Below are 10,735 nucleotides of genomic sequence, written 5' to 3' on the forward strand. Positions count from 1 at the left end.
CCGACCGAGTTCCCCAAGCTCAGTCCGGAGGACACCAAGCGCCTGGTCTACAGCATCCTCACCGATGCGCAAAAGGAGCGCTTCGAGAAGAATCTCGAGCTCGATTTCTCCCACGGCCTCAAGGGCTTCGGCCGCTTCCGCGTCAACGCGTTCAAACAGCGCGGCGTCATCGGCGCCGCGTTCCGCGCCATCCCCTCGACCGTGCCGCCGCTGTCGACGCTCAATCTGCCGACCGTGATGTCGGATCTGACACAGCGCCCCGCGGGCCTGATCCTGGTCACGGGACCGACGGGTTCGGGCAAATCGACGGCGCTGGCCTCGATGCTCGACGTCGTCAATGCAAGCATGGCGCGCCATATCATGACGATGGAAGACCCGATCGAATATCTGCACTTCCATAAGATGTCGATCGTCAACCAGCGCGAGGTCGGCCAAGACACGCATTCGTTCCCGAACGCCCTGCGCGCTGCGCTGCGCGAAGACCCGGACGTCGTGCTCGTCGGCGAAATGCGCGACATGGAGACCATCGCCGTCACGCTGACCATCGCGGAGACAGGCCACCTCGTGTTCGCCACGCTGCACACCTCCGACGCGGCGCAGACCATCGACCGCATCATCGACGTTTTCCCGGCCCACCAGCAGCAGCAGATCCGCGTGCAGCTCGCATCGGTCATCGAGGCCGTCGTGTGCCTGCGCCTGCTGCCCCACGCATCGGGCGTCGGGCGCGTCCCCGCGGCCGAGGTCATGGTGGCGACGCCGGCCATCCGCAATTTGATCCGCGAGAACAAGACGCATCAGATCCACAACTCGATCGTGACCAGCCGCGGCATGCACATGCAGACCTTCGACATGTCGTTACGCGACCTGGTCCGTAAGCACATGATCACCGCCGAAGAGGCGTTCAACGCGTCCATGCACCCCGAGGAGCTGCGCAAGCTCATCGAGGGTACGTAAGGCGCTGGAGAGGGAGGGGGCGCAGCCATGCAGATGTCGCTTTGGTGGCTATTAATTCTACTCGTTATCTTAGTCGTCGGCCAAGCCGTCAAGCTCTGAGCTAAGGGAACAATCCATGCCAAGTTTCGCGTATCAGGCCAAAGACTCGACTGGAAAATCGGTCAACGGCGTCATCGAGGCGGAGAACGAGCGCGTCCTGCGCGCCAAGCTCCGCGAGATGAACTATTACGTCACCGGCATCACGCAGAAACAGACCACCGGTCTGAATGCGGACGTCGGGCAGATTTTCCAACGCTTCCGCAGCGTCAACGAGCAAGCGCTGGTCGTCTTCGCGCGTCAGTTCGCGACCATGATCAACGCCGGCCTTGCGATGGTGCGCTGCTTGGACGTGCTCAGCGTCCAGACCGAAGACGGCGTGCTGAAGCCCGTGATCACCGCCGTGCGCCGCGAGGTCGAGGGCGGTTCGACGTTGGCCGCGGCGCTGGGCAAGTTCCCGAAAGTCTTCTCTCCGCTCTTCACCAACATGGTACGCGCCGGCGAACTGGGCGGCATCCTCGACGACGTCCTCAACCGGCTGGCGACCTTCCTCGAAAAGGACTTCAACCTCAAGAAGAAGGTCAAGTCGGCGATGACCTATCCCGCGGTCATCCTCGTCATGGCCGTCCTGATCGTGATGTTCCTCGTCATCTTCATCATGCCGACCTTCGTCGAGCTCTTCAACGGCATGCACATGACGCTGCCGGTGCCGACGAAGATCCTCATCGCGTTCACCAACGGCGCGCGCAATCCGTATATCTTCGGCCCTACCATCGTGCTGCTGATAGTCGGGTTCATCCTGTTCAACCGCTACACGAGCACGCAAGTCGGTCGGCGCCAGTTCGACGCGTTCAAGCTCAAGCTGCCAGTGTTCGGCATCCTGATCCGCAAGGTCGCCATCTCCCGTTTCTGCCGCACCCTCGGGACGCTGCTGCAATCGGGCGTTCCGATCATGCAGGCCCTTGAGATCGTCGGCAAGGCGTCCGGTAACGAAGTCGTGGCCGAGACGGTCAATAAAGTGAGGGAATCAGTCCGCGAGGGCGAGTCGATCGCAGTGCCGCTCCAGCTCTCTGGGCTGTTCCCACCCCTGGTGACCCAGATGGTCGCGGTCGGTGAAGAGACGGGAAATCTGGACGGCATGCTCTCGAAGATCTCGGACTTCTACGATACCGAAGTCGAGTACATGCTCGCCTCGCTGACCTCATTGCTCGAGCCGATCCTCATCCTAATCATGGGATTCATCGTGGGCTTCATCGTCATCTCGGTGTTCCTGCCGCTCTATCAGATCATCGGGAACATCAAATAGCTGTGGGAGCGACTTTGGCAGCGCCCGCGAGCATCGTGCCGAATACCGAGTTCGAGCAGTACCGGAAGCATCGGTCCCTTGAGCTGCGCGATGCGTTGGTCGTACGCCACATGCCCCTCGTGAAGCGCGTCGCCGGCCACTTCGCCCGCGACCCCAGCATGCGCGACGACCTGACGCAGGTCGGCTACGTCGGGCTTATCAAGGCGGTCGAGAACTTCGATCCGAGCATGGGCGTCCCGTTCGAGGCGTACGCGCGGCCGATGATCGCCGGCGAGATAACCCACTATCTGCGAGATCAGGCGCCGGTCATCAGGCCGCCGCGCTGGTATCGCGGGCTCAATGCCCGCCTGCACGCGACGCGCGACGAGCTGGTGGCCAAGCTGCAGCGCGAACCGAGCGTAGACGAGTTGGCCGAGCGCATGAACGTGACGCCCGACGGCATCCAAGAAATCCTCAAGCTGCGCGCATCGTACAATCTGATGTCGATGACGCCCAATGCGGAAAGCCAGGACGCCCAGGTGCGCGTCGACGCCATCCGCAGCCGCCGCCACCTCTCGTTCCAGCTGCCAATAGAAGACCGAGTGACACTCGATATGGCGCTTGAACAGTTGGCAGATTTTGAAAAGCGCGTCGTCTATCTGTTCTTTTTCATGGACCTGACGCAGACGGAGATCGCGCAGCGGATCGGTTCGACGCAGCGCCAGGTGTCGCGCGTACTCGCCCGGACGCTTACCAAGATGCGAGACAGGCTCGTCTAAATCCCGCAGCGAGGGACAACTTTCTGTCTGGCCTGCTCCGAATTGGGCATTGCACCATATGAAAGTTCTCCCCGGCGCGTTAACGCACGACGCGAACATGGGTTTCGCGGCGCGCGGCCGTCTGTGGAAGTGGCGGTCGATCGGGAGCTAGCACAAGTACTTGTAAAGCAATAAGAGAGGAATCACTTTCGTGAAGAAACTGCAAAAGGGATTCACGCTGATCGAGCTGATGATCGTTATCGCGATCATCGCGATCTTGGCGGCGATCCTGATCCCCAACTTCCTGCATGCGCGCGCCGAATCACAGACAGCAGCGTGCGAAGGCAATGAGAAGCAGCTGGCGACCGCACTCGAGGAGTACGCGGTCGATCACAGCGGCCAATATCCCGCTGGCGGAACGTTCGGCGCGATGGCGGTCCTGTTGCCGCCTAACCCGTATCTGGCCGCGGCGCCGACAGATCCGGTCACGGCCGGCCAGCAGTACACCTTAGAGAACCCGGCCGCGCAGGCGAAGTGCCTGGTCGGCGGCACGGTGACCTACGACATCATCGACGGCGGAAACCACGACAAGACCGTCCAGATCGCAAACGGTACCCTCGGCGACACATCGGTCGTCTACTGCTCTGGATCGGGCGTCACCAGCGAGCCGTAAACGCGCGCACATCACGCCACAAGGAGGAGCCGCCATTGCGGCTCTTCTTTTTTCACCCATGACGCAGCGCACGACTACGACGCGAGCGAGACGGGCATTGTGAAGCTATGGACCGCCGAGGGATCCGGGGATTTACGCTGATCGAGTTGATGATAGTGATCGCCGTCATCGCGATCTTGGCCGCCATTCTCGTCCCCAACTTTCTGCACGCCCGAGCCGAATCCCAAACCGCTGCGTGTGAGGGCACGGAGCGGCAGATCGCCGTCGCACTCGAGGAGTACGCGGTCGACACCGGCGGCACGTATCCAGCGACGCAGGCGGTGGCTCCGGCGATGTTCGGGGGAAGCCTCAACTATCTGAGCGCGACGCCGCTCGATCCCGTGAGCGGCGCGCAATACCAGTATTCGGCCACGGCTCCGGATTGTCTGAACTCCGGCGTCAAGTACGAGATCACCGATGCCGGCGGCCACGATTCGACGGCGCAGATCGACAACGCGGCACTCGGGTCGACCTCTGTCATCTACTGTTCGGGCTCGGGGATCACGGGGAAATAGAGATCTTCGCTTTGATCGCCCCAACACTGGGCGCGCTGTTCGGCGCGGCGTTCGGATCATTTCTCAACGTCGTCATCTACCGATTGCCGCGCGGCGAGTCGCTCGTGTTTCCAGCCTCGCACTGCCCGTCGTGCGGTCATACCCTGGGCCCGCTCGACAACGTGCCGCTCGTCAGCTGGGTCATGCTGCGCGGCCGCTGCCGCTATTGCGGCGCCGCGATCGCCGCTCGCTATCCGCTCGTCGAAACGCTCACCGCATGTCTGTTCGCGCTGTCGTTTTTGGAGTTCGGGCCGACCCTCACCGCGTTCGGCGCATGCGCGTTGGGCGCGCTGCTCATCGTCATCGCGTTCATCGATCTCGATCATCTCTTGGTGCTAGACGGCACGACGATCTCCGGCGCCCTCATCGGCCTCGCGCTCGCCATTGCGACGCATCGTCTGGTGCCGGCGCTTGAGGGTGCCTTGGCCGGCGCCGTGATTTTCGGCGCGATCTATCTGTTGACACGCGGCGCCGGCATGGGTCTGGGCGACGTCAAGCTCGCGGCCATGCTCGGCCTATTCCTGGGCTTTCCGCTGATGTTGTGGACCGCCGCGGCGGCGTTCATCATCGGCGCGCTGCTCGCCATCCCAGTGCTCGTGGCGCGCCGCAGGGGTCGGAGGGACGCACTGCCGTTCGGTCCGTTCTTAGTGATAGCGGCCATACTTGCGACCTTCGTGCCGGCGCTCTTCGCCGGTCCGTACGACGCTTACCACGCGCTTTTCGGCAACTAGGATCCTCAAGCGTCCGCTGCGGCCTGCCGATAGTCACTATGAGGCGGTGAGACCGTGCAGCGAACCACAGATAAGCCACTAGACGCAGCGCTCCTCAAGAAGGTGCCGCTGTTCGCAGAATTTTCCGACGAGGACCGCGCGATGGTCGCGTCGCTGATGATCGCGCGCCATTATCCCAAGCACGCCGTGCTGGTCTACGAAGGCGATCCGGGCGACGCGCTGTTCATAGTCGTCAACGGCAACGTCGCGGTGACCCGCGTCAGCAACGACGGCAAAGAGACGATTCTCACGATCTTGCGCGAAGGCGATTTCTTCGGCGAGATGGGCGTGCTCGACGGGTCGCCTCGCTCCGCAACCATCAAATCGTTGCGCGACGTCGACGTGGCCATCCTGGCCCGTAAAGACTTCCTCGAACTGCTCGCCAAGAGCCCGGCGATGAGCTTGAGCCTGGTGCTGGCGCTCTCGTCGCGGCTACGCGAGACAAACCAGGCCATCCAGGCAGCTGCGTATCAGGACATTCGCACGCGTTTGGCGTCGCTGCTGATCCATCTTTCGAAGAACTTCGGCGAGCAGGCCGACAACGGCACGCGTCTCACTTTGCGCTTGACCAATCAAGAGATGGCGAACATGATCGGCACGACGCGCGAGACGGTGAACCGCATGCTCAACCGCTTCTGGGATGAGAAGCTCATCGACATGCGCACCGCCAACATCGTCATCACCGACATGCCGAAGCTCAAGACGATCGTGGCGTGAACGGATCAGCGGTCGAATGAATTCGACCGCTCCATAGGCCGGGAGAGAGGCGTCCCTCAAAAGGGGACGCCTTCATCTTCGCCGGGCAGGCCGGGGCGAATGAATGTTCTAAATCCCCGTCCCGGCTTTGCCGATGATGAAAGCGTAAGACGTTTTTTCCCGGACGGTCTTACGCGTTGTCGCTTCGGCATCTCGTGGGGATTGGATAGGACGGCCATGTCGTTCCTCAGTCGGGTGTTCTCCCGCGGCGGTAGCCATCACATCGGCGTCGATTTCGGTTCGTCCGAGATCAAGGCGGTGCAGTTCGGCCAATCGACGCGCGGTCCGGCGCTCGAGCACGTGTATCGTATACAGACGCCGGTCAATGCGATCAAAGATGGCGTTGTCGTCGATCCGCCGGCCGTGGGCGACGCGTTGCGCCAGCTCATGACCGATGGCGCGTTCACCGCGCGCCGCGTCGTCACGTCGGTCACCGGGCCGACCGTCGTCGTCCGTCAAGTCACGATGCCGGTGATGAGCGAACGCGAGCTGCTCGAGTCGACGAAATACGAAGCAGAGCGCTTCCTCCCGTACTCGGTCGAAGAAGCGCAGATGGACGCGAAGATCTTGGGGCGTTCGGAAGACGGCCAGAACATGGACGTGCTGATCGTCGCGGCGCAAAAAGAGCTGGTCTTGTCGCAGCTTTCCGCATTGCAGGCTGCCGGCTTGCAGGCTTCGGTCGTCGAGATCGAGCCGTTCGCGATGGTGCGTGCCATGCTCTCGCCCGAAGATGCGGCATTCGAACAGAACATCGCGATCATCAACGTCGGGGCTTCGTCCACCAGCATCAACGTCACCAAAGGCGGCTTCGTGCCGTTCACGCGTTACGTGCCGATCGGCGGCGACGCGATGACCAAAGCGATCGCCGGCGGCATGAACATCTCCACCGACGAAGCGGAGAAGATGAAGCGCGAAAAGGCCGCGATCATCACACAGGGCTCGACCGAGCCGGTCGCGCCCACCGTCACGCGGTTGTTCAACATCATCACGCCCCCGCTCACCGAGCTCGTTTCGGAGATCCATAAGTCGCTCGACTACTTCCGCACGCGGTTCCGCGGCGAGGTGATCGAGTCGGTCATCCTCGGCGGCGGTTCGGCGCGCCTGGCGAACATCGACGCGTTCCTCGGCCAAGAGCTTGGGCTGCCCGTCGCGATCGCTGATCCGCTTGAGCGCGCCTCGTATAACGCGGTGGATTTTCCGGCGGAGTACCTGCGCGACATGGGCCCAGCGCTTATCGTGGCAGCCGGCCTCGGGCGGCGCGACGTGGCTGAAGCCGGCCGGGCTGCATGAGGCGTCTGAAGATGCGTAAGGGGTGGCGTTCGTGCTGAATATCAACCTGCTTCCATCGTCACAGCGACCGGCCGTCGTCATCTTCGACCGGACGCTGGCGCTTGGCCTGACGTTCATCGCGCTCGAGCTCATCGGACTGCTCGCGTTTTCGATCTACGAGAACCGCACCATCACCGATCTCAACAACCAGTATGCGGATCTTTCGGCGCGGGTGACGCAGGAGCAGCAAGCGGTCAAAGAGGTCGACGACCTGCGCGACGAAGCAGAACAGCTACGCGCTAAGGCCGAGCTGCTCGAGCGGATCAAGCAGAGCCCGCTGCAGCTGGCCGAGGTATTGGTCGATCTGCGCAACCAAGACCCGCGCGGCGTCTGGTACACGAACCTGACGATTTCGCACGGCACCGCCGGCGGCTCGGTCGCGATCCAAGGCAAAACCGAGAGCTACACGAGCATCGCTGATTTGATGCTCAACCTTGACAGTTCGCGCATGTTCGGCGACGCGGCGCTGCAAACCGCGACGCAGACGGTGGAAAACGGCCAACCGGCCCGCGGGGGCATCAGCTTCACGGTCGACGGCGTGCTCAATGAGGCAGTGGTGGGCCAATGAACTTGCAGCTGAGCACGCTCAACCGGATACTCATCGTCGGTGGCCTGTTCGTCGTCATCTTGCTGCTGGGATATTTCTTCGTGATCCAGCCCAAGAAGAACCAAGAATCTGCGACGCGCGCACAGATCGCCGACCTGCAGGCGCAGTACGACGACCTCAAACGCGTCGCCGATCAAAAGCCGCTCTACCTCGCGTTCACCGACCAGATCCGCCAGCGGCTCAAAGGCGTCGAGGTGACGGCCGACCCGCGACTGTACGTCCCCTCGTTCCTGAAACAAGTCGAGGATCTGGCCGGCAAAGACGGCCTGATCATCACCACCGTGACACCGGCCGCGACCGCCTCGCCATCGCCCGCACCGAGCGGGGCGCCAACGCCTGGACCCGTGAGGGCGCCGAACATCCCGATTGTGGGTGGCGTCGCCAACCAAGTGGCCCGCGGCGTCGGCGCCCAGAACGCCGTGAGCGCGCAGACCGGCCAGACCGCGCAACGAACCCCGGCGCCCGGAGCCACGCCGATTCCCGGGAGCCCGGCGGGGGCCGCGCCGGCGTCAGGCGCAGAGGAAAATCCCGCTCGTCAGGCAGCGCTTGCCTACCTTGCTCAATCATTCAACCAGGTACCGTTCAGCATGGATTTCGACGGCCACTACGATAGTCTTGAGCACTTCCTGCGTGATCTTGCCAAGTTCCAAAAGCTCATCGGCGTCGGCGACGTGACGATTGTGCCGGGTGGAGGCACGGTCGCCGTCGGCGCGAGCCCGCGCCTGAAGATCACGCTGCCGATCGTGGCCTATCGGCTCAGCCCGAACGCGCCGCCGAGCGGTCCGCTCGTGCTACCGAGCCCGACGCCCAAGCCGGGAGTCAAGAAATGAAGACCAGCGCGTCGCTCGGGATCTTGCTCGCGTGCTTTGCCGCCGCAGGATGCGGCTCGCCGCCGCCTCCGACACAAGGACCTGTGCGGGTCGCCCAACACACAGAAGTCGGTCCGCCGCCGGCCGTGTCGACGCCGGTGCCGATCGTAGTATCGAAGCCGAACCCAAACGCAGGTCGCGCCGATCCTTTCGTACCGCTTGCCGGTCAATTCGGATCAACCGCACCGACGCATGTGGCGAGCAACCGCTTCCCGCGCATCCCGACACTGCCGGGGTTTGAAGGGGCACCAAGCGGCGGTAAGACGCAATCCATCTGGGACGGCGTGCGCGTCAGCGGCATCGTCCAGGCGAACGGATACTCAGCGATCATCGAGGCGGATGGGAAGTCGTTTGTCGCGCGCGAGGGCGACTCCATCGAAGGCAAGTTCCGCGTCGTGGCCATCGGACCCGGCTACGTGACACTTTCGTCAGCGCAAGGCGTGCGCAACTTCTCGCTAGGGGGTTAAACCATGCAACGGCACTATCGGTCGATCGCGACCTGGCTTTTGGGAGGGCTGCTCGGCGCGGGCTGCATAGCCCTCGCAATGCCCGGCGCAAGTGCGACCAACTCGGTGACCGATGTCAGCTACGGCAGCAGCGGCGGGGCTTTCAAGCTCACCGTCGTGGCCGACGAGGCCGTTTCGACCCAGGTGCACAAGTACTCGGTCGACTCGAGCAGCGATGTCCAGGATTTGGTGATCGACGTGACGCCGGCCTCGTACGACGGGCGCACGAAGGTCATCGCCTTCTCGGATGGGCCGATTCGCCAAGTGCGCGTGGGGCAGCTCTCGCAGTCGCCTGCGGTCATGCGCATCGTCGTGGAATCGAAAGGCGCAGCCAAGTACGATCTCAACCAAAAGAACGGCGAACAGTCGGTGACGTTAGCGCTTGCCACCTCGCAACAGGCGCACGCGCTCGATCCGACGGCCGCCGCGGCCGCGGCGCGGGCGGCAGGCGCTCGCCAGACGCAAGAGATCGGCGCCGACTCATCGGCACCGGCTCCCCAGCACGTCGCGATGGCGGCACCCCCGGCCGTCGCGGTCGCCAAACCAGGCGCCACCCCGCAGCCGGCCGTCCACGCCGCCCCCGAAGTCGTCTCTCGCGCGACGCCCAACCCCTGGCTGCCCGGCGGCAAGTACTACTGCAAGGTTCCGGGCGGGCACACGCACACGACGAGCACGACCACGGTCAGCCCGTCGATGGCCGGACCGTCGTTCCCAAGCGCCCCCTCGAGCAGCTCGAGCACGACGATGCACCCCGCGGGGACCGTGTCGATCGACATCAAGAACGGCGATCTGCTCGACGTCATCAAGCTGTTGGCGCAGGAGAGCGGCCAGAACATCGTCGCGACCGCGAGCGTCAAGGGGACGACGACGATCAGCCTGCACGATGTGCCGCTGCGCGAGGCGCTTGACCTCATCGTGCGCACCAACGGACTCGAATACCGCCAGGTGGGGAACATCTACGTGGTCGGCACCGAGGATGAACTGGACAAACAGTTCGGCTCAGCTGGCCAGGCCGCGCAGACGGTTGCCTTCCCGATCCGCTACGCGACGCCGGCCGACCTGCAGAAGCAACTGATCCATGTCTTGCCGACAAGCGCGTTCACCATCGATACGCGAACGGATACGCTGATCGTCAGCGGCACGCCCGAGGTGATCCAGACCGCGCGCAACTTCATGGCGTTAGACGACGTGCCCGCACCGCAGGTGATGTTCGAAGTCAAGATCATCGACGTCACCAAGCAGAACGACACCACGAACGTCGGCGTCAACTGGACGGGCTCGTCGGCGCTCGGGCTGTTCGAGAACTGCATCGCCTGCACGGGTTTCCAGACCGCCGTGCCGCCGGTCATGAGCGGCAATCCAATCACGTTCCAGCCGTTCACGCGCAACGCGCTGTACATAAGCGCGCAGATCAACTATCTCATCACGCACAATCAGGCGTCGCTGCTCGCTGATCCCCGCGTCGAAGCGCTCAACAACCAGCAGGCCAAGATCCTGATCGGCCAGACCTACCCGATCGTCTACTACTCCTCGCAGGCCGGCCAGTTCCAGGTGAACTACATCGACATCGGCATCATCTTGCAGGTGACGCCGGTGATC

Annotated in this window: 11 protein-coding genes and 1 pseudogene; all 12 read left to right on the forward strand. The window is 63.2% G+C overall.

Annotated elements, in window-relative coordinates:
* Positions 1-954, forward strand: a 954-nt coding sequence (locus VKF82_06860) for a type IV pilus twitching motility protein PilT (GenBank protein ID HME81781.1), incomplete at its 5' end; no start/stop codon positions are given.
* Positions 955-1,069: 115 nt separating this feature from the next.
* On the forward strand, positions 1,070-2,296 hold the full coding sequence (locus tag VKF82_06865; protein ID HME81782.1) for a type II secretion system F family protein: 1,227 nt from the start codon (positions 1,070-1,072) through the stop codon (positions 2,294-2,296).
* Positions 2,297-2,298: 2 nt separating this feature from the next.
* The gene (locus tag VKF82_06870; GenBank protein ID HME81783.1) at positions 2,299-3,054 is read left to right on the forward strand and encodes a sigma-70 family RNA polymerase sigma factor; all 756 of its coding nucleotides are present in this window, start codon (positions 2,299-2,301) and stop codon (positions 3,052-3,054) included.
* A gap of 199 nt (positions 3,055-3,253) precedes the next feature.
* Positions 3,254-3,349 (forward strand): annotated as a pseudogene (locus tag VKF82_06875) (prepilin-type N-terminal cleavage/methylation domain-containing protein).
* Positions 3,350-3,813: 464 nt separating this feature from the next.
* Positions 3,814-4,260, forward strand: a complete 447-nt coding sequence (locus VKF82_06880) for a prepilin-type N-terminal cleavage/methylation domain-containing protein (protein HME81784.1) — start codon at positions 3,814-3,816, stop codon at positions 4,258-4,260.
* Positions 4,261-4,271: 11 nt separating this feature from the next.
* Entirely contained in the window at positions 4,272-5,030 is a 759-nt protein-coding gene (locus VKF82_06885) for a prepilin peptidase (protein HME81785.1), read from the forward strand.
* A gap of 54 nt (positions 5,031-5,084) precedes the next feature.
* Positions 5,085-5,786: a Crp/Fnr family transcriptional regulator gene (locus VKF82_06890; protein ID HME81786.1), complete on the forward strand. Its 702-nt coding sequence runs from the start codon at positions 5,085-5,087 to the stop codon at positions 5,784-5,786.
* Between the two features lie 216 nt (positions 5,787-6,002).
* Complete coding sequence (gene pilM / locus VKF82_06895; protein ID HME81787.1) at positions 6,003-7,115, forward strand: type IV pilus assembly protein PilM; 1,113 nt, start codon at positions 6,003-6,005, stop codon at positions 7,113-7,115.
* A 22-nt stretch (positions 7,116-7,137) separates the two neighbouring features.
* Complete coding sequence (locus VKF82_06900; GenBank protein HME81788.1) at positions 7,138-7,722, forward strand: PilN domain-containing protein; 585 nt, start codon at positions 7,138-7,140, stop codon at positions 7,720-7,722.
* A complete protein-coding gene (locus VKF82_06905; protein HME81789.1) occupies positions 7,719-8,591 on the forward strand; it encodes a hypothetical protein in 873 nt (290 codons plus the stop codon). Before VKF82_06900 ends, VKF82_06905 begins: the two co-directional genes overlap by 4 nt.
* Positions 8,588-9,097 (forward strand): hypothetical protein, encoded by a 510-nt coding sequence (locus VKF82_06910; protein ID HME81790.1) that lies wholly within the window; start codon positions 8,588-8,590, stop codon positions 9,095-9,097. Before VKF82_06905 ends, VKF82_06910 begins: the two co-directional genes overlap by 4 nt.
* A 3-nt stretch (positions 9,098-9,100) precedes the next feature.
* A partial coding sequence (locus VKF82_06915; protein HME81791.1) for a secretin and TonB N-terminal domain-containing protein occupies positions 9,101-10,735 on the forward strand: 1,635 nt, incomplete at its 3' end.

This window comes from Candidatus Eremiobacteraceae bacterium (assembly GCA_035314825.1).
Classification (GTDB): domain Bacteria; phylum Vulcanimicrobiota; class Vulcanimicrobiia; order Eremiobacterales; family Eremiobacteraceae; genus JAFAHD01.